Genomic DNA, 19,135 nt, shown 5'->3' on the forward strand with positions numbered 1-19,135 from the left:
GACTTTTGTCGTAGAAAAAGAAACAATAACCTTCTGTTAACGCTTGATACCATTCCCCGGAATGGAGAAATGCAGTCAATAGCGCTGCAGCTTGAAAGACGACAAGTATACGGGGTTGGCGTTACACTTTTTCATACCCTGTTTGTACCGTGGCAATTTTACGCAGTTGAAGAGAGGTCACCATGGGCAGAATCGCGCCCAGGAGAAGGAAAACCACCCGAGTCTATCAGCCGCTGCTGCGCATCTGGTTAAACCTGAGCCAGCGTCTGAAACTCGGCCAGGCACCGGAAGTGCCGGAGACAACCGAGGAACCGGATTTGCAACCACCGCAGCAAAACGGCAAAGGGCATGAGCTCAAAGCTTTACTGCTGAAGATATGGCACCTGCCAGACAGCTTCCACTGGATGGAGCCTCTGCCTTATTTTCACCGCCGTTGGGTGATCATTTTTGGTGCTATCTTACTGCTTTCTCTGCTTTGGCCGTACTCTGACAATAGCGCATCACGCTCGTTCCCGGTCACCGCTCAGGAGAACAGCATACCTTTGCAGGCCCAATTGCAAAATGATGGCCAACAGCAACAGCAGCCGGAAAGCGGCAATTGGCAGAGCTATCAGATCCAGGCAGGTCAAACGCTGGCGCAACTGTTCCGCGACAACAATCTGCCGGTTAATGAAGTGTTTGCCATGGCGCAAGTTGAAGGTAGAGATAAGCCGCTCAGTAACCTTAAAGCCGGGCAGGAGGTACGTATCGAGCGTAATGCCAACGGCGTGATCACCGCCCTCTCCGTCACCTCTGCGGACAATAGCGAAGCTCTGTTCCGCCGCCAGGCCGATGGCAGCTATCTGCGTATCCGCTAGCCTTTAGCCTGAGTCAGCAAAAAATCGCGCAGTACAACCCCCTGGTTGTGCTGTGTGTCCTTGCTACCATATAGCAGAGTCAACGGCTTACCCTGCTGCAACAATGCCACCAGCGGCTGCCAGGCGTCATTACTGGCCAGTTGCTGGCGATAGCGCAATTCAAATTCATCCCACCGTTCGGTGTGCTGGTGAAACCACTGGCGCAAAGCCGTATCCGGAGCCACTTCTTTCAACCACACCACGCCCTGCAGCCTTTCTTTACTGACACCCCGTGGCCATAGCCGGTCAATCAAATAACAGTGCTCCGGTGCCGGGGCGCTGAAATCGTAGACTCGTTGTAGATTGATTTCTGCCATTTTCGCTGCTCCTTGCCAACAGATAGCCACAGAGTAGCGCGTTTTGCCTAACGCTGAAAAGCAAAACGCCAGCACGAGGCTGGCGTTTTAACTTGGCTGGCAGGAGCGATTAAGCTTCTGCAACCACAACTACATTCAGCTGTGCGAACACGTCGCTGTGTACCTGGAAGTGCACTTCGTGCTCACCAGTGGTACGCAGAACGCCATTCGGCAGACGAACTTCGCTCTTGGCAACTTCAACGCCTGCCGCAGTCACTGCGTCAGCGATGTCGCGGGTGCCGATAGAGCCGAACAGTTTACCTTCGTCGCCTGATTTAGACGCGATAGTCACTGAACCCAGTTCGTTGATCTTAGTTGCGCGAGCTTCAGCAGCAGCCAGAACGTCAGCCAGTTTGGCTTCCAGTTCAGCACGGCGTGCTTCGAAGAACTCTACGTTTTTCTTGGTAGCAGGAACAGCTTTGCCCTGTGGTACCAGGAAATTACGGGCATAACCCGATTTAACGTTAACTTGATCACCCAGGCTGCCCAGGTTTGCTACTTTATCAAGCAGAATAACTTGCATTACCTTATCCTCTCAAAGTCGTTAATGGACAGTGGCCGATTACTGATGACGATCAGTGTACGGCAACAAAGACAGGTAGCGCGCGCGCTTGATAGCACGGGCCAGCTGGCGCTGATATTTTGCACGAGTACCGGTGATACGGCTCGGGACAATTTTACCACTTTCAGTGATGTAGTTTTTCAGCGTAGCGATGTCTTTATAGTCAATCTCTTGAACGCCTTCCGCGGTGAAACGGCAGAACTTGCGACGACGGAAATAACGTGCCATTAGGCTAGTCTCCAGAATCTATCAATTCAATCTGCTCGGCATGCAGGACCAATTTGTTCAGCCCGTTGCGCCCTTGATGGCAGCTAACGAAGCCTTGAACGGTTACCTGACTGCCGACCGTTAATCTTTGAGTTAAAGCTTGTGACTGTTGTCCGCTGACAACCACGGGCATTCGGCACCATGCTTGTCTGCTGAATCCGGCTTCCACCTGCGCCGATCGGTGCTCAAGCACGAATTGGCAGTGGGGTATCCCGGAAGGACTCACTTTTCGCACGGGGGTCTTGCACACAGTGCCAGACAACACCAGACGATTAGCGGTCACGGCGGCAATTACTCTTCAGAATCCCCAGCATCTGCATCATCTGCGGTTTCGTTAGCGAAGTCTTCGCGGCGATCGCCACGACGTTCGTCTTTCGCTTTAACCATCGGAGATGCTTCGGTTACCGCGTGCTTAACGCGCATAACCATGCTACGGATAACGGCGTCGTTGAAGCGGAAGTTAGTTTCCAGCTCATCGATCGCTTCCTGCGGAGCTTCAACGTTCAGCAGAACGTAGTGAGCTTTGTGCAGTTTATTGATCGGGTAAGCCAGTTGACGGCGGCCCCAGTCTTCCAGACGGTGGATCTGACCTTGTGCGTTAGTGATGGTAGCACTGTAACGCTCGATCATGCCCGGAACCTGTTCGCTTTGGTCAGGATGGACCATAAAAACGATTTCGTAATGACGCATCGAATTGCTCCTTACGGATTATTCAGCCTCCTGTCAGGGTCAACCGCGGCCCATGGAAGCAAGGAACGTGTATGTGTGTGCGGCTGAAAAATGACGCGTAATCATACTGGCGCAAGGGGGAAACTCAAGGACTGTGTAGGATTTATTGATGTTTGTGCGGGCAGCCACGGTAAATAGCACGATTTGCCGCTGGGTAAAGCGATGTATGCAGATCCATTAGTATAAAAAATCTTTCAATAAAATCATCAGACAGGCGCAAATCATTATCATTTTTTTGAATAACTCCATCAAAACCTCCCTCTATTTAATCCCATAACAAGGTCTAAAATTAAGCAATACACCGCAGATAAAGCTGCGAAAAAGAATCGAAGTTATTCAATACTGATAAATAACTTTTGCTGCTTACCGTTGCAGCAAAAGTTAAGAGAGGAACTTATGAAACGTATCACCATCGCTACCGCTTTCGCGTTACTCCTTTCCGCTAATGCCATGGCCGCTACGGAAATCACCTCACATCAGGCGGATCAACGCCAAAGCATCGGGTTTGTCACCCTGGATCAGAATGTGGTTTCACCTGATGATGCTATTTCGCAAATAAACCAGATCGCTGAACAGCGTGGCGCCACTGCCTACCACATTATTACTCTGCATGAGCCGGGCAGCGCAGCATCGATCCACGTCAGCGCTGAACTGTACCGTTAACCAAAATGCCTGGCCACGCGCCACCTTTTATAGCCAACGCTGGAAAAAGGCGGCCGTGGCGGCTAATGCTCCAGGCGTGATACGGTGCCGGACATCAGGCTCGGTGATATAAGTCAGATGCTGGCTTAACCCTCGTCGCTGCAATTCATTGGCCAATCGCTCACTTTCTGCCGCTGGGACTACATCATCGGTTTCACCATGCCACAACAGCAATGGCCGCCCGGCCAGACTTTCCCAATGCGGCTCTACACAGTAGGCGGCCAAAGGCGCAATCCGCTCCGCAAAGGCGATATTATCCAGCAATTTGCCCTGAGCATCCAATGGCGGATACAACGTCTGCGCCAGCGAGGTTAAATAGCCAGATCCCATCAGGCTGGCAGCCGCTTTCACCCAGGAATAACGGCTAAAAGCGCTCAGCGTCGTCATCCCCCCCATGGAAGCCCCTGCCACCCCCACTCGCCCCTCCGCGGTTAATCCACGTTGTTCAAAGTGCGCCTTGAGTGCGGGCAATTCATCGACATTACGCTGCAAAATTTCCCAGAAGTGCGCCAACCTTCGCGCTTCATCACCATCAAAACGCTCGCCATGCATCTCACAGTCTGGCAACACGGCACGGAAACCGGCCTTTGCCAGAGCATAGGCGAAATAGGCATACACCTCTTTTGACGAGGTGTAACCATGGTAGAAAAACACCGTCGGTAAAGGCTTCTCATAGTGCCCGGCAGGTACCGCATGAATCACCGCAATCTCGCCTACCCGCTCATCATGGATTTCGATCATTGACTCTCCCCTTTGGCTAATCCTTCTTATAATGGCAAAAATCGGCCTCAGGTATTAGCTCAATCGGTTCCACTATATGCCAAATGATTGCGTTACACTGACTATCAGAATGGACGACGTGAGACTGGCGATGAAACTTTCCCGTTCGGTGATAACCCTATTGCTGATTGGCCTGCTATCAGGCTGTAGCGTATTTAACACTACTCCCAAACCACCGCCGCCACCGACCAACCAGGCGCAGGAAATCACCCGCGCACAAACCTTCGGGCTGGAAAAGATGGCGACAATCAGCGCGTTGGTACGTGGCAGCCCGATGAATGTCGAAGATGAAATCCAGCGTAAAGCCAATGCCAGCGGTGCTCGCTATTACATGATAATCATGAACAGCGAAACCATTGTGCCAGGCCAATGGTATTCTCAGGCAATTCTTTACCGCTAGCTTGTAACCGAAGCGAAAGCGGGTGCCCGAACGAGCACCCGTGGAGTGTTCTTTCCGTTGTTACTCTTTAGTTACCGGGCCATTTACCGTGCCGTTATTGGTATATTTACCGGTCAGATTCAGCTTCACACCTTCCAGGCCAGTGGTCACTGCGCCACGCTGGTTGTTGAAATGTTGGCTGTTGATGCTGGTCACCCCATCAGACGATAAATTGCCGCTATTGGTTAAATCCCCATAGACGCTAACATTCAACCCTTCGGTACCGCTGATAGTCCCCGCATTGGTAAAGGACGAATTAATGCCAAGGGTATTAGCACCTTTGGCTGCGATAATGCCTTTGCTGTTATTCAGGGAACCCGTAGACAGAGACAGATCTTTTACCGCAGAGATAATACCGCGAGTATTATCCACAGAATTGTGTTCCATTTTCACATTGCCGCTGGTCGAGGCAACCAGACCATCATTGTTGTATAAGCGATCGGAGGAGACACTCAGGTTACCCTTGCTGACAATGCCGCCCTCTTCGTCAGCCATTTCAATGTACTGCCCCATTTCGCTGCCAAACTTCGCGCTATTGCGGTTATAGATAGTCGTCGCCTGAACATCTGCAGAGCTCTCTGCGTAGATCAGACCCGCATCGTTTTGCAGCGTGACTGCCTCTACATGCACTGTCTGCCCACCAACTACACCCGCATTATTATTGAGTGTCTTGGCATAAACATCGGTGGCGCCTTTGCTGGCAATCACCCCACGGTTGTTGTTGATGGTATTGACGCGAACTTCACTTCCCCTGCCCATGGTGATCCCACCGGTATTGTTATCCAGGCTGTTGGATTGCAGGATCATTTTGCCATCGCCTTCTATACGGCCATCACGGTTATACATCGCATTGGTGTTATAGAGATTGATATTACCCTTGGAGGAGATCTGGCCACCGTTATTGGTTAATTGCCCGGTAGTCAGCGTGGTACTGGTGCCACTGAAGATCCCTTTGCCATTTTCGCGGCCATTGTTAATCAGCGTTCGGCCATTGGTATCCACAGCCAACGTTTTGGCTGATTGCAAGATACCCTGGGCGTTGTTCAACTCTCCGCTGTTGATATCAAGAACCGTACCGGCTTCAATCAAACCGCTGCTGTTATTAAGCGTGGTCTTGTTGGTTGCCAATGTGAAAGCACTGCCTGCGCTCATTTTACCGTTAGCGCTATTGTTCAACGTGCCGGTGGTAGACAGGTTCAAATTACGCTGAGCTGCCATTTCGCCGCCACGGTTATCAAGGGTTCCGGCTACCGTCATCGACAGGTCGGATAGAGCAGAGCCAAATGCATAGATCTGCCCATTGCGGTTATCCAGTGCACCACTGGTAATGGTGGATTTGCCACTGGTGGTGATCAGACCATTATTGTTGTTCAATTGACCAGTCTTCAGCGTTATTCCCAAACCACTGTAGATACCGGCACCGCGATCACGGCCGGTGTTAGTCAAAGTTTGGCCATTGGTATCCACATTGACCAGCAGGCCAGCCTGGACCAGGCCATTGGTATTGTTCATCTGGCCACTGTTAATATTCACAGAACCGTTGGTGGCCAATTTACCGCTGGTGTTAGTGAACAGCTTCTTGTTGGTATCAATGGTGATACCGCTGCCTGAACTGATCTGCCCCAGCGTGTTATCTACAGAATCTGTGGTCTTTATACCGATATTACGTGCGGCTCGCAGGGAACCGGCACCGTTATTCAATACGCCGTTGATGTCCATCACCAGATCGGAGGTCGAAGCACCGATGGTGCCGCTATTGCGTACACCCACACCATTTTCAGTGCTGATCAAGGTGATCTTCCCGGCATACATCCCCCCAGGGCCGCAACATCCAGACCGACATTAACGCCACCACTGCCCGTCATTTTGAGTGCAGTGACTTCACTGGTGTCGGCACTCACAGTATTACGGCCAACAATAACCCTCAGGTCTTTCGCTTTGAGTTCTGAACTGACATTCACATAACGGGCAATCAGGTCGGTATAATTTGCATCCTCCCCTTTCATCCCTTCGCCATTAATAATAATCGAACCTTTCTCCACCCTGTAACCTTGCAGATTGCCCTCAGAGAACTCTGCCTGGCCGGTAGTCAGCGTCACTCGACTGGCATTGATAAAGCCACAACCGCTACAGGCGATACCCGCAGGGTTGGCAATAACAACCTGTGCCTGCTGCCCGCCGACTTCAACCATCCCATTAAGAACACTGGCGTTATTAGAATTGACCTCATTTAAAATAACCGAAGCCGCACCACCGTTTAAATTAACGTTACCGGCAATATTCCCGGCTAGTTGACTATTGGCACCTGCGACGCTGTTATTTAATACCACACCGTTTTTATCTACATCGAACTTATTAAAAATATTATGTGATACACCGCCATTACCTGCGGCGTTAATATCAACGATAGTTGCACCATTCTGCCCTACGCTAATAGAAGGACGAGAAGCCTGCCCGGCATCAGCAACGATGGCCGCATTAGCCACGGACACAAAGCCTGAGGCCAACAGACCGGCAAAGTACAAAGGTGAAAGACGGGCTCTCAGAGAGAAATTATTCTTTCCATTACCTGACAACAATAAGGAAGGCTTGGGGAAGTGTTTGGTAGATGCCATTCAGTTAATTCCTTTTACATAATAGGAAAACCTGCCCATTAACCAGAACAGGCTTTGACAGAAAAATAGGTTATCTTAACGAATAATAGACACGCCTTGACTGCCAAGGTTGGTGCCTCTATACCCATCGCTTTTCAAGCTGCAACGTTGTTACCTGCATTCACACACTCCAGACACTGACTTAAGTGAGCTCCGGGGGATGAGTGAGTTGAGCTCATGGATGCGCTTGAGCGGCCAACTTGAAATTCATCGGGTATATACTCATTAAAACAGGAAAAAGATAGCATATAAAAACCGCGTGACTCAGACAATTACCTAGTCAAACACAAAAACAGGTAACGTCCGCTAAATAAATGAGAATCTTCCGCCAAAGAGCCAAAGGATCTATTTAAATTATTTATAGAAAAAAGATAAGTGCCAAGTTATTCCTATTATTAAATTCAGAAAAAATGGCCAATCAAAAAAATAAAGCACCAAATGTATTATCTTAGGGAATAAACCTCAGTCAAACCGGTACTGCATCGCCAAGACCAGACAGGCCGCTAATATGGCGATGCAGCACTACGCTCGGGGTTCAGATCCCAATTGCCCGGTTGAGCAAAGTGTCACACACTCCCTCGGGTAGCATCGTCTCTCCACGATGATCCAGCGTTAAACGACACCAGGCTTCACCCAAAAGCGGGCTACCATGCTGCAGCAACTGAGCGGCACAGCACAAATCAAATAACTGCTGGGTCAGTTGCCGCCCCATTTCCTCACGCGGCTGACGTATCTGCTGCTGCCATTGCCGCCAGGCGCGATCGAATAACCGACTTTGCCCACGAACCGACGACAGCTCCAATTGTAACAACTCCAGCGCGCCCGGCAGCTTATGCAGGCTGCGCATCACATCCAGGCTCATAATGTTGCCCGAGCCTTCCCAAATACTGTTAACCGGGACTTCGCGATAAAGCCGGGGTAACTCACTCTCTTCGCAATAACCAATGCCCCCCAACACCTCCATCGCCTCTGCAATAAACGGCGCACCCTGACGGCAAATGCTGTATTTCGCCGCCGGCGTCAGCAAACGGTTATAAATAGTTTCACCTTCATTCCCCCGGTTTTCCCAGGCCCGAGCCAGGCGAAACAGCAAGGCGGTATGGCCCTCGAGCCTTAGCGCCATTCGTGCCAACACCTGGCGCATCAACGGTTGTTCGATGAGCGTTTTGCCAAACACCTGCCGCTGCAAGGCATGGAATAACGCAACAGACAAGCCTCGGCGCATCAACCCATGACTACCCAATGCACAGTCAAACCGCGTTCTGCCCCCCATTTGAAGGATTTGTCTGACGCCATCACCCTCGTCGCCCAATAGCCAGGCGGTGGCATCTTGAAACTCGACCTCACTGCTGGCATTGGAGCGGTTACCCAGTTTGTCTTTAAGCCGCTCCAGACGGATAGCATTACGCGTGCCATCAGGCAGGATCCGCGGCAGGAAGAAACATGAGAGCCCCCTTCGGTTTGCGCCAATACCAGATGAGCATCACTTTGCGGCACCGAAAAGAACCATTTATGGCCCACCAGACGATACGCCTCACCATTGCCACGCCCAGCAAGTGGCATCGCGGTCGTGGTATTACTGAGAACATCTGAACCACCTTGTTTTTCCGTCATTCCCATACCAATCAGCAACCCCCGCTTTTGCGAGGCAGGCAGCAGATGGGGATCATAACGATCGGAAAACAGCGGAGCCAACCAAGGTTGAAACTCTTTAGGCAGCGCACGCTGTAACAGCGGAATGGCACCAAACGTCATGGTGATTGGGCAAAGCGTTCCAGCCTCCACCTGAGCATGCAATACAAAGCGAGCGGCGCGGGCGACCTGGGAACCAATACGGGCATCTTCCTGCCAAGGTAAGTTATGCACCCGATTAGCCACCAGGCCCTGCATCAGAATGTGCCAGGCAGGATGGAAGCGCACGTCGTCCAGGCGTTGCCCGGTTGCATCGTAGCGCAGCAATTCCGGCGGGTTGACGTTGGCCAATCGCCCTAATTCCAAGGACTCCTGCGTTCCCAACTGTTGCCCCAGCGACGCCAGGACGTCAGCATCCCAACCCGCATGCTCGCGCTGCACGGCTTCACGCAATGGTGTATCGGAAAGAAACAGATTGCTGTTACCCAGCGGCTTGGGTTGGTTAAAAACGGTATGCGTATTCCAGACCATAAGCTTGCTCCCTGATTAACGCTTCAGAAGTAATTATGGTCATTAAGGGGATTTCTGCCGGAGATGAGATCACAAGATGGAAGATTGGGGAGGATAAGGGCGGAGATCCCCGCCCTCGTCAGGAATGATCAACTACGCTGGCGCACCGCTTCGAACAGACAGATGCCGGTAGCCACCGAAACGTTAAGCGAAGAAACGGTACCCGCCATTGGGATGCTGATCAGTTCATCGCAATGTTCACGGGTCAGACGCCGCATTCCCTCGCCTTCAGCCCCCATCACCAGCGCCATCGGCCCGGTCATTTTGCTTTGATACAGCGTATGGTCTGCTTCACCTGCCGTACCTACGACCCACACGTTCATCTCCTGCAGCAAACGCAGGGTGCGCGCCAGGTTGGTAACGCGGATCAACGGCACATTTTCTGCCGCACCACAGGCCACTTTCTTCGCCGTCGCATTCAATTGGGCAGAGCGATCGCGTGGGACGATCACCGCATGCACACCGGCCGCATCGGCACTGCGTAGGCAAGCCCCGAGATTGTGGGGATCGGTAACCCCATCCAGCACCAGCAGGAATGGGGTATCGACGCTTTCCAGCAGGCTCGGCAGATCGTTTTCCTGATACTGACGCCCTTCACGTACCCGGGCAATAATGCCTTGATGGACGGCCCCCTCCACCTTATCGTCCAGCCACTGGCGGTTAGCCACCTGGATAACAATACCGGTTGCTTCCAGCTCGGCAATCAAGGGCTGCAGGCGGCGATCGTCACGCCCCTTGAGGATAAACACTTCCAGGAAGCGTTGCGGATCGCGGTCTAACAGGGCTTTGACAGCGTGAATGCCGTAAATAATTTCGCTCATGATGCTCTTTTAACTGTGCGGCCGGGGGTGCCCGGCCGGTGATAATAACGTGCGGCAGGTTAACCCTGCTCTGCACCTTTCTTCTTGCTGCCGCGCTTGGCTTTGGTCGCCGCTGCTATCTTCTTGGTTTTATCAGACGCGCTCTTGGTCTTCGCCTTTTTGTCCTTTTTCACCTTGTCTGCAGGCTTGGTCCCTTCTTTGCGAAAGGCGCTGTCTGGTTCAAAGTTAGCCGGTGGTTTACCACCACGACGTTTGCGCTGGGCCTGACCACGGCCAGCCCCGGCACCATCGCGCAACGTACGCTGGCCACCGCTCTTGGCGCGATCGCGTTCTGTTTTACCTTCACCACGCGGCTTACGGGTACTGGAGACCAGGGCAAAGTCGATCTTGCGCTCGTCCATATGCACCGCATCCACACGGATTTCCACCGTATCACCCAGGCGATAAACCATGCCGGAAGATTCACCGATCAGGCGTTGGCCGATATTATCGTAGCGGTAGTAATCGTTATCCAGCGAGGATACGTGCACCAAACCATCGATAAACAGATCGTTGAGGCGCACAAAGAAGCCAAAGCCGGTGACGCTGGCAATAATCCCGCTGAACACTTCACCAACGTGATCCTGCATGAAGTCACACTTCAGCCAGTCCGCCACGTTACGCGTGGCTTCATCAGCACGGCGCTCGGTCATGGAGCAGTGCGCCCCCAGTTGCAGCATCTCTTCAAATTCGCTGTGCCAACCGCCGGTTGGCGTCCAACGCTCTTTCACCTGGCCTTGCTCTTTGGCTATCAGATATTTGATGGCACGGTGCAACGCCAAGTCCGGATAACGACGGATTGGCGAGGTAAAGTGACCATAAGAAGCCAACGCCAGGCCAAAGTGACCCCGGTTTTCCGGATCGTAGATCGCCTGTTTCATTGAGCGCAACAACATGGTTTGCAGCATTTCACGATCCGGGCGCTCGGACACCTCATCCATCAGGGTGGCGTAATCTTTCGGCTGCGGCTTCATACCACCAGCCAGGGTCAGCCCCAATTCATTCAAGACGCTGCGCAACGCCGAAATGTGATCGTCGCTTGGACGATCGTGCACGCGGAACAGCGCAGGCTCATTACTCTTCTCAACGAAACGCGCAGCGGCAACGTTCGCCATGATCATGCATTCTTCGATCAGCTTGTGTGCGTCATTACGTACCGTTGGTTCCACACGCTCAATACGGCGTTCGGCGTTGAAGATAAACTTGGCCTCTTCAGTCTCGAAGGCAATCCCCCCACGCTCCGCACGCGCCTGATCCAGCACTTTATACATGGTGTGCAATTCCTGCAGGTGTTTGACCAACGGATGGTACTGCTCACGCAGATCCTGGTCGCCCTGTAGAATGTGCCAGACTTTGGTGTAGGTTAAGCGCGCATGAGAGCTCATTACCGCTTCATAGAACTTATATGAAGACAGGCGACCCTGTGCGGAGATAGTCATCTCACACACCATACACAGGCGGTCTACCTGAGGATTAAGCGAGCACAGGCCGTTGGAGAGCACTTCCGGCAGCATCGGGACCACTTCCGACGGGAAATAAACGGAAGTGCCACGGCTGCGAGCCTCATCATCCAGCGCGGTGCGCGGACGCACGTAATAACTGACATCGGCAATCGCCACCCACAGACGCCAGCCACCACCCCGTTTTTTCTCGCAATATACGGCATCATCGAAATCGCGGGCATCTTCACCGTCAATGGTAACCAGCGGCAAACTGCGCAGATCGACACGCCCTTTTTTGGCCGCCTCTGGCACTTGCTCGCTGAGATCGGCAACCTGTTTTTCCACCTGAGGTGGCCAGGTATGCGGGATTTCGTGGGTACGCAGCGCAATATCTACCGCCATGCTGGTGCCCATTTTATCACCCAGAACTTCCACAATCTTGCCGACAGCTTTGGTACGACGCGTCGGGCGCTGGGTCAGTTCGACGACCACCATATAGCCCATGCGTGCGCCACTGACGGAGTCCGCCGGGATCAGAATATCGAAACTCAGGCGGCTGTCATCCGGCACCACAAAACCCGTACCAGCATCGGTGAAGTAACGGCCAACAATCTGGCTGTTTTTTGGCACCAACACGCGCACGATACGGGCTTCACGGCGACCTTTGCGATCCTCGCCCAATGGCTGTGCCAGAACCACATCGCCGTGGATGGCCATTTTCATCTGTTCGGCAGAAAGATAGAGATCGTCTTTACGGCCATCAACACGCAGGAAACCATAGCCATCGCGATGGCCGATCACCGTGCCGCGCAGCAGATCAAGGCGTTCCGGCAAGGCGTAACATTGGCGGCGGGTAAATACCAATTGACCATCACGCTCCATCGCACGCAGACGACGGCGCAGGGCTTCCAGTTGTTCTTCACCGGATAAATTCAGTTCATTGCCCAACTCTTCGCGGCTGGCAGGCGTTTCACGTTTCGCCAAATGGGCCAGGATAAATTCGCGGCTAGGAATTGGGGATTCATATTTTTCTGCTTCTCGTTCCAGGAATGGATCTTGTGACATTGAGGTTCCTCCGTTGTCATCAGCAGGGTGTCGCTGAGCCTTGTCTTCTCAGTAACGCTTTATTCGACAAGCAAAAGCTTGTAGAGCGGTGGATTGCTATCGACCATTTCGGCCAAAGTATGGCTATCCAGCTCCTCAAGGAAATTTTGTACGGCCTTCTGAAGCACCAGTTTCAGGCGGCAGGCCGGAGTTATATGGCAAAACTCGCTGCTGCAGTTAACCAGCGAAAGAGGTTCCAGGGCCCGCACCACGTCGCCAAGGCGAATACTCTCGGCCGGTTTACCCAGGCGTATGCCGCCGTTTTTGCCCCGCACGGCGGTGACAAAGCCTTCACGGCTTAACTGATTGATAATTTTTACCATATGGTTACGGGAAACGCCGTACACCTCCGTAACTTCAGAGATGCTGGTCATTTTGTCCGCTGGCAATGATGCCATGTAGATCAATGCCCTCAGGCCATAATCAGTAAAACTTGTTAACTGCACGTCTACCCCTGGGTATCAGCTTACCCGTCTTATATGCCGATTCTCGGCGAAGTTCTTTATACCTGCGTCACCTTTCAGGCCATAACCTGAAATGCATAAGGTATAGATGTCTCATTGGATAATAAACCAGCCGGAGAGCTCGCAGCTAATTATTTAGCGCAGAGAAGGCTCTTAACCGGGATAATAAAAGGATTTTTTGACGTAAAAGCGCGATCGGGGAGAATAAGTGAGGCAAATAAACCGGGACAACGCCCGGTTTATTTGAAGGCCGTAGCGGCAGATTATGCGTCGAACGGATCGCGCAAGATCATGGTTTCGCTACGATCCGGGCCAGTAGAGATAATATCTACCGGTACGCCGGTCAGTTCTTCGATACGCTTGATGTAGCTCAACGCTGCCTGCGGCAGTTTGCTGTGCTCTTTCACACCAAAAGTAGTTTCGCTCCAGCCCGGCAAGGTCTCGTAGATTGGCTCGATACCTTCCCAACCTTCTGCTGCCAGCGGCGTAGTGGTCATTTCGCGGCCATCCGGCATGCGGTAACCCACACAGATTTTCACTTCTTTCAGACCGTCCAGGACGTCCAGCTTGGTCAAGCAGAAGCCAGACAGGGAGTTGATCTGAACGGCACGGCGCACCGCTACCGCGTCCAGCCAGCCGGTACGGCGGCGGCGGCCAGTGGTGGCACCAAACTCGTTACCCTGCTTGCACAGGAATTCGCCAGTTTCATCGAACAGTTCGGTAGGGAACGGGCCGGCACCTACGCGGGTAGAGTAAGCTTTAACGATACCCAAAACATAGTCTACATAGCGAGGGCCAATGCCTGAGCCTGTCGCCACGCCACCAGCGGTGGTATTGGAAGAGGTCACGTACGGATAGGTACCGTGATCGATATCCAACAGGGTACCTTGCGCGCCTTCGAACATGATCAGATCGCCACGCTTACGTGCGCCATCCAGCAGTTCGGAAACGTCTACTACCATCGCAGTCAGGATATCAGCGATAGACAGCACATAGTCGAGCGTCGTCTGGTAATCGACGGCTTCAACTTTGTAGTAGTTAACCAACTGGAAGTTATGGTAATCGATGATGTCTTTCAGCTTGACGGCGAAGGTTTCTTTATCGAACAGATCGCCCACACGCAGACCACGACGGGCAACTTTATCTTCATAAGCAGGACCGATACCACGGCCAGTGGTGCCGATCGCTTTAGCGCCACGCGCTTTCTCACGCGCGTTATCCAATGCAACATGATAAGGCAGGATCAGGGGGCAGGCTTCGGAAAGTAACAGACGTTCGCGTACCGGGATACCGCGCGCTTCGAGTTCACCCATTTCTTTCATCAATGCGTCTGGCGCCAGAACCACACCGTTGCCGATGATGCTGGTCACGTTTTCACGCAAGATACCTGAAGGAATTAAATGAAGAACGGTTTTTTCACCGTTGATAACCAGAGTATGACCAGCGTTATGGCCACCTTGGTAGCGCACAACATATTGAGCCCGTTCAGTCAGCAGGTCTACGACCTTACCCTTACCTTCGTCACCCCATTGGGTGCCCAGTACGACGACGTTCTTACCCATTTTAAAATCACCGGTTGCTTAAAAATGGATTCTACCACCGTAATTCACGAGTTTCAGCACTTTTAGCACACGTTTGCCTACTTTTTCGACTAAGCTTTAAACCCCCGTTTGGCTACGCAACATGTAGTAGATAACACAGCCCGCAACCACTATTCCGCCGCCAAAACGCCGTAAGGTTGAATCCGGCAACTGCGTCATCGCCAGGATCATTTTGCGCCAGGCCTGCGGAAACAGCATTGGCCCCAGCCCCTCAAGCACCAAAACCAGCCCGAGAGCCAACCAGATCGTTGAGTTCATTTATCCCCCAAAAAAGAAAGGGCCCGTATTAAACGGGCCCTGGTCTACCCTAACTCTTTCAGGCTACAGCCTGAAAGCTATTGGGTATTGCCATTGCTCTGGCATTATCGGTTACGCGTAGGTTCCGGCGACTTCATATAACGGAAGAAATCACTGTCCGGGCTCAACACCAACACGTCCTGATTACCCGGAGCGAAGCTGGTTTCATAAGCACGCAGGCTACGGATGAACGCATAGAAATCCGGATCCTGGCTAAACGCATTGGCAAACAGCTTAGCGGCTTCGGCATCACCCGCACCACGAGTGATACGCGCCTGACGCTCAGCTTCTGCGAGCGTACGGGTCACTTCGTAGTCCGCAGTTGCACGCAGCTTCTCCGCTTCTTCCTGGCCTTGCGAACGGTGACGACGGGCTACCGCTTCACGTTCTGCACGCATACGCTGGAAGATGGCATCAGACACTTCGGCTGGCAGGTTGATCTGCTTGATACGCACGTCAACAACCTCAATACCCAGCGCCGCCATGCTGTTCGGGTTAACCTGTGGCTGTTTGCCAGTGGTTTCACGCTCAACACGGGCTGCAGCTGAAGCGATAGCATCATCAGCTTCGGTAGTGGCCACTTCTTCACCCTCACCAACGGTACCGGTGTTCAGGGCATCACGCACGTCTGACATCAGGCGACCACGGGAGTCGGTGACGATATCGCGAACATCCAGACGACCGATCTCGGAACGCAGACGGTCACTGAACTTACGTTTCAGCAGTACTTCTGCCTGAGAAACATCACCACCACCGGTTGCCAGGTAGTAGCGGCTGAAATCACTGATACGCCATTTCAGGTAAGAGTCGACGATCAGGTCTTTCTTCTCGCTGGTTACGAAGCGATCGGCCTGGTTATCCATGGTCTGGATACGGGCATCCAGCATTTTCACTGTTTCAATGAATGGGATCTTGAAATGCAGACCCGGCGCATACACCAACGGTTTGTTTTCGCTGTCACGCAGTACTTTGCCGAAACGCAGCACAATGCCACGCTCGCCTTCCTGTACCACAAACAATGAGGCATAAAGGGCTACCAGCACTACAGCGACGATAACTAAAAAAGACTTACGCATTGGTTATTCTCTCCCTACGCGAGTGTTGTCGCTACGCTGCGTGTTTGCCCGGCGTTGGTCCATGACTGAACTGCCGCTGGAGCTGTTGGTACTCGCATCCGACGAGTTGCTAGAAGACTGGGCAGGGTTGAGACGAATCAGGCTGGAGTCTTTACTGCCTTCGCTCACCGCTTTACCGGCCTGGCCACGCAACATTTGATCCAGTGGTAATACCATCAGATTATTATTGCCCTTGTCATTCACCAGCACCTTACGGGTATGGCTCAGGACTTTCTCCATGGTTTCGATGTACAGACGCTCACGGGTAATTTCCGGTGCGGATTTGTACTCTGGCAGCAGCTTGGCAAAACGCGCCACCTCACCCTGAGCTTCCAGAACGGTCTTGGCCTGATAGGCTCGAGCATCTTCCAGCAAACGCTGCGCAGCCCCGTTTGCACGTGGCTGAACTTCGTTGGCGTAGGCTTCCGCTTCACGAATAGATTGTTGCTCGTTCTCACGTGCGGCAATCGCATCATCAAACGCGGCTTTCACCTCTTCCGGCGGACGTGCAGCCTGGAAGTTGACGTCCAGCAGGGTGATACCCATTTTGTACGGACGAATGGTTTCTTCCAGTACACGCTGAGTGTCGCTACGGACGATGGTACGGCCTTCAGTCAGGATCTTGTCCATGGTGTATTTACCAATAACACCACGCAATGCGCTGTCTGTCGCCTGTCTCAGGCTATCGTTAGGATCGGTCACGCTAAACAGATAGGCTTCAGGATCAGAGACACGGTACTGCACGTTCATTTCAACGCGTACCACGTTCTCGTCGGAGGTCAGCATGACACCGGACGCTGCCAGTTCACGTACAGACTCCACGTTGACCGGACGCACCTGATCGATAAACGTCGGTTTCCAGTTCAAACCTGGCTGCACCAGATGGCTGAATTTACCGAAGCGAGTAACTACACCACGCTCGGCTTCCTTGATGGTATAGAAGCCGCTTGCGGCCCAGACCACCACCACCGCAACCGCAGCGATACCGATGACTTTGCCACTTAAGTTCGGCCCGCTTGAACCGGTGCCACCGCTGTTATTACTGTTGGAGCCTTTGCCCCCGCCTAAACTGCTCAATTTCTTGCTCAGTTTACGGAAGATATCGTCCAAATCCGGTGGCCCTTGATCGCGACCGCCTTTATTGTTACCGCCAGAGTTGCCGCCATTATTATTGCTGCTCCCCCACGGGTCGCGGTCCTGTCCGTTATTACCGGGCTGATTCCACGCCATGTTTTAGCTCCATTATTCTGTGATTGGGTACTTCAGGCTAACGCTTAGCCCATTCGGCTATCAGCGAGCACTCAAATGTAACAGTATATGATCATACGATAAAGTTAATCAGATCCTGTTCCTGCTTGCAGAGGCGACGCCACTCCACGATCGGCATACGCACGACCACGCCGATGCTGCCGTCCTCTTCATTCCATTCTTTTTCGATTGCCTGAAGCTGGTAAAAACGGCTACGAAGACGGCCTGCCTGTGGCGGTAAGCGCAATTCATACTGCGCGATCTCCCCCGATAAGCGCTCCGTCAACGCCTGAAATAGCAACGGAATACCTTCACCGCTGGCGGCGGACAGCCACACTCGGATCGGTAAATTTTCATCGTTGCGATCGATACGCGGGACAAAGTCATCCAGCATATCTATTTTGTTCATTACTAACAGTGTAGGGATTTCATCTGACTCAATCTCTGCCAGCACGGTATTCACCGCTTCAATGTTCTCATCCACCCGAGGATCCGCAGCGTCGATCACATGTAACAACAGAGAGGCCTGGCGCGTCTCCTGCAGCGTCGCTTTAAAAGCGGCAACAAGATCATGCGGCAAGTGCCGGATAAAACCTACGGTATCCGCCAACACGGTATCGCCAACGTCCGCCACGTCAATACGCCGCAGGGTGGGATCCAGGGTGGCAAATAGTTGGTCCGCCGCATACACATCGGCAGACGTAATTCGGTTAAACAGGGTTGATTTACCGGCGTTGGTGTAGCCAACCAGCGAAACCGTCGGTACATCGGCACGGGTCCGCGCTCGGCGGCCTTGCTCACGCTGCTTCTCTACCCGCTCAAGGCGGCGCAGAATCAGGCTGATGCGATCGCGTAACAGACGGCGGTCGGTTTCCAACTGGGTTTCCCCTGGCCCGCGCAGGCCTATGCCCCCTTTCTGACGCTCTAGGTGCGTCCAGCCACGAACCAGGCGAGTGGCAATGTGACGCAACTGCGCCAGTTCTACCTGCAGCTTACCTTCATGGGTACGGGCACGCTGGGCAAAGATGTCTAAAATCAACCCGGTGCGATCGATCACGCGGCATTCACACAGGCGCTCGAGGTTTCTCTCCTGCGCTGGGGAAAGGGAATGATCAAACAGGACAACAGACGCGCCACTGGCTTTCACCGCATCTGCAATTTCTTCGGCCTTTCCTTCGCCTACAAAGTATTTGGGGTGCGGCGCTTTGCGGCTACCAGTAACCACTTGCAAAGCTTCGACGCCCGCAGAGGACACCAGCGATTCGAACTCACTGAGATCTTCTGTATCTTTGTCTTGCGAGAAATAGATATGAACCAGTACGGCCTGCTCACCGGCTTCATAACGGTCAAACAAGCGTGCAACCTCTCAAACGGAAAAAACCGCGAGTTTGGGGAACATAAACAGCATTTGGCTGCT

General features: G+C 52.8%; 19 protein-coding genes and 1 pseudogene. 3 read left to right on the plus strand and 17 right to left on the minus strand.

All coding sequences use genetic code 11. The annotated features are described in order from the left end of the window. Positions 1-182: 182 nt before the first annotated feature. A complete protein-coding gene (locus tag ACQ86O_RS02890; RefSeq protein ID WP_431224059.1) occupies positions 183-857 on the plus strand; it encodes an OapA family protein in 675 nt (224 codons plus the stop codon). Here the strand turns inward: ACQ86O_RS02890 and ACQ86O_RS02895 are convergent. The 5 genes from ACQ86O_RS02895 to rpsF all read right to left on the minus strand — a co-directional run bounded on the left by ACQ86O_RS02895 (position 854) and on the right by rpsF (position 2,771). Further along, positions 854-1,213: a DUF488 domain-containing protein gene (locus ACQ86O_RS02895; protein ID WP_431224060.1), complete on the minus strand. Its 360-nt coding sequence runs from the start codon at positions 1,211-1,213 to the stop codon at positions 854-856. The genes ACQ86O_RS02890 and ACQ86O_RS02895 overlap by 4 nt on opposite strands. A gap of 109 nt (positions 1,214-1,322) precedes the next feature. Continuing rightward, positions 1,323-1,775, minus strand: coding sequence for a 50S ribosomal protein L9 (gene rplI, locus ACQ86O_RS02900; RefSeq protein ID WP_431224061.1), 453 nt, complete (start codon positions 1,773-1,775; stop codon positions 1,323-1,325). A gap of 39 nt (positions 1,776-1,814) precedes the next feature. Beyond that, entirely contained in the window at positions 1,815-2,042 is a 228-nt protein-coding gene (rpsR, locus tag ACQ86O_RS02905; RefSeq protein ID WP_000135199.1) for a 30S ribosomal protein S18, read from the minus strand. Positions 2,043-2,046: 4 nt separating this feature from the next. After that, entirely contained in the window at positions 2,047-2,364 is a 318-nt protein-coding gene (priB, locus tag ACQ86O_RS02910) for a primosomal replication protein N (protein WP_076943052.1), read from the minus strand. An 8-nt stretch (positions 2,365-2,372) separates the two neighbouring features. Further along, entirely contained in the window at positions 2,373-2,771 is a 399-nt protein-coding gene (rpsF, locus tag ACQ86O_RS02915) for a 30S ribosomal protein S6 (protein ID WP_004933634.1), read from the minus strand. Positions 2,772-3,206: 435 nt separating this feature from the next. Here rpsF and ACQ86O_RS02920 point away from each other — a divergent pair, with 435 nt between their 5' ends. Then, positions 3,207-3,473, plus strand: coding sequence for a DUF1471 domain-containing protein (locus tag ACQ86O_RS02920; protein ID WP_431224062.1), 267 nt, complete (start codon positions 3,207-3,209; stop codon positions 3,471-3,473). 27 nt (positions 3,474-3,500) lie between these two features. Here the strand turns inward: ACQ86O_RS02920 and yjfP are convergent, their stop codons facing one another. Beyond that, positions 3,501-4,253, minus strand: a complete 753-nt coding sequence (yjfP, locus tag ACQ86O_RS02925) for an esterase (RefSeq protein ID WP_431224063.1) — start codon at positions 4,251-4,253, stop codon at positions 3,501-3,503. A gap of 130 nt (positions 4,254-4,383) precedes the next feature. Between yjfP and bsmA the strand changes: the two genes are divergently transcribed. After that, on the plus strand, positions 4,384-4,692 hold the full coding sequence (bsmA, locus tag ACQ86O_RS02930; protein ID WP_431225634.1) for a biofilm peroxide resistance protein BsmA: 309 nt from the start codon (positions 4,384-4,386) through the stop codon (positions 4,690-4,692). A gap of 60 nt (positions 4,693-4,752) precedes the next feature. On the opposite strand, the gene ACQ86O_RS02935 is transcribed toward bsmA, so the two are convergent. The 11 genes and pseudogenes from ACQ86O_RS02935 to hflX form a co-directional block, all read right to left on the minus strand. Then, positions 4,753-6,522, minus strand: coding sequence for a hypothetical protein (locus ACQ86O_RS02935; protein ID WP_431224064.1), 1,770 nt, complete (start codon positions 6,520-6,522; stop codon positions 4,753-4,755). After that, the gene (locus tag ACQ86O_RS02940) at positions 6,519-7,346 is read right to left on the minus strand and encodes a filamentous hemagglutinin N-terminal domain-containing protein (protein WP_431224065.1); all 828 of its coding nucleotides are present in this window, start codon (positions 7,344-7,346) and stop codon (positions 6,519-6,521) included. Before ACQ86O_RS02940 ends, ACQ86O_RS02935 begins: the two co-directional genes overlap by 4 nt. A gap of 574 nt (positions 7,347-7,920) precedes the next feature. Then, positions 7,921-9,548, minus strand: a pseudogene (locus ACQ86O_RS02945) (isovaleryl-CoA dehydrogenase). Between the two features lie 128 nt (positions 9,549-9,676). After that, a complete protein-coding gene (gene rlmB, locus ACQ86O_RS02950) occupies positions 9,677-10,408 on the minus strand; it encodes a 23S rRNA (guanosine(2251)-2'-O)-methyltransferase RlmB (RefSeq protein ID WP_431224066.1) in 732 nt (243 codons plus the stop codon). Between the two features lie 59 nt (positions 10,409-10,467). Beyond that, complete coding sequence (gene rnr, locus ACQ86O_RS02955) at positions 10,468-12,954, minus strand: ribonuclease R (RefSeq protein WP_431224067.1); 2,487 nt, start codon at positions 12,952-12,954, stop codon at positions 10,468-10,470. Between the two features lie 59 nt (positions 12,955-13,013). Next, complete coding sequence (gene nsrR / locus ACQ86O_RS02960; RefSeq protein WP_431224068.1) at positions 13,014-13,439, minus strand: nitric oxide-sensing transcriptional repressor NsrR; 426 nt, start codon at positions 13,437-13,439, stop codon at positions 13,014-13,016. A 281-nt stretch (positions 13,440-13,720) separates the two neighbouring features. Then, positions 13,721-15,019, minus strand: a complete 1,299-nt coding sequence (locus ACQ86O_RS02965) for an adenylosuccinate synthase (protein WP_431224069.1) — start codon at positions 15,017-15,019, stop codon at positions 13,721-13,723. A 96-nt stretch (positions 15,020-15,115) separates the two neighbouring features. Beyond that, positions 15,116-15,316, minus strand: coding sequence for a DUF2065 domain-containing protein (locus tag ACQ86O_RS02970; protein ID WP_431224070.1), 201 nt, complete (start codon positions 15,314-15,316; stop codon positions 15,116-15,118). 104 nt (positions 15,317-15,420) lie between these two features. Further along, positions 15,421-16,431 (minus strand): protease modulator HflC, encoded by a 1,011-nt coding sequence (gene hflC / locus ACQ86O_RS02975; RefSeq protein WP_431224071.1) that lies wholly within the window; start codon positions 16,429-16,431, stop codon positions 15,421-15,423. A gap of 3 nt (positions 16,432-16,434) precedes the next feature. Next, on the minus strand, positions 16,435-17,700 hold the full coding sequence (hflK, locus tag ACQ86O_RS02980; RefSeq protein WP_431224072.1) for an FtsH protease activity modulator HflK: 1,266 nt from the start codon (positions 17,698-17,700) through the stop codon (positions 16,435-16,437). Between the two features lie 91 nt (positions 17,701-17,791). After that, positions 17,792-19,072, minus strand: a complete 1,281-nt coding sequence (gene hflX, locus ACQ86O_RS02985) for a ribosome rescue GTPase HflX (RefSeq protein ID WP_431224073.1) — start codon at positions 19,070-19,072, stop codon at positions 17,792-17,794. Positions 19,073-19,135 lie beyond the last annotated feature (63 nt).

It is taken from the genome of Serratia sp. L9, from assembly GCF_050632285.1.
Classification (GTDB): domain Bacteria; phylum Pseudomonadota; class Gammaproteobacteria; order Enterobacterales; family Enterobacteriaceae; genus Chania.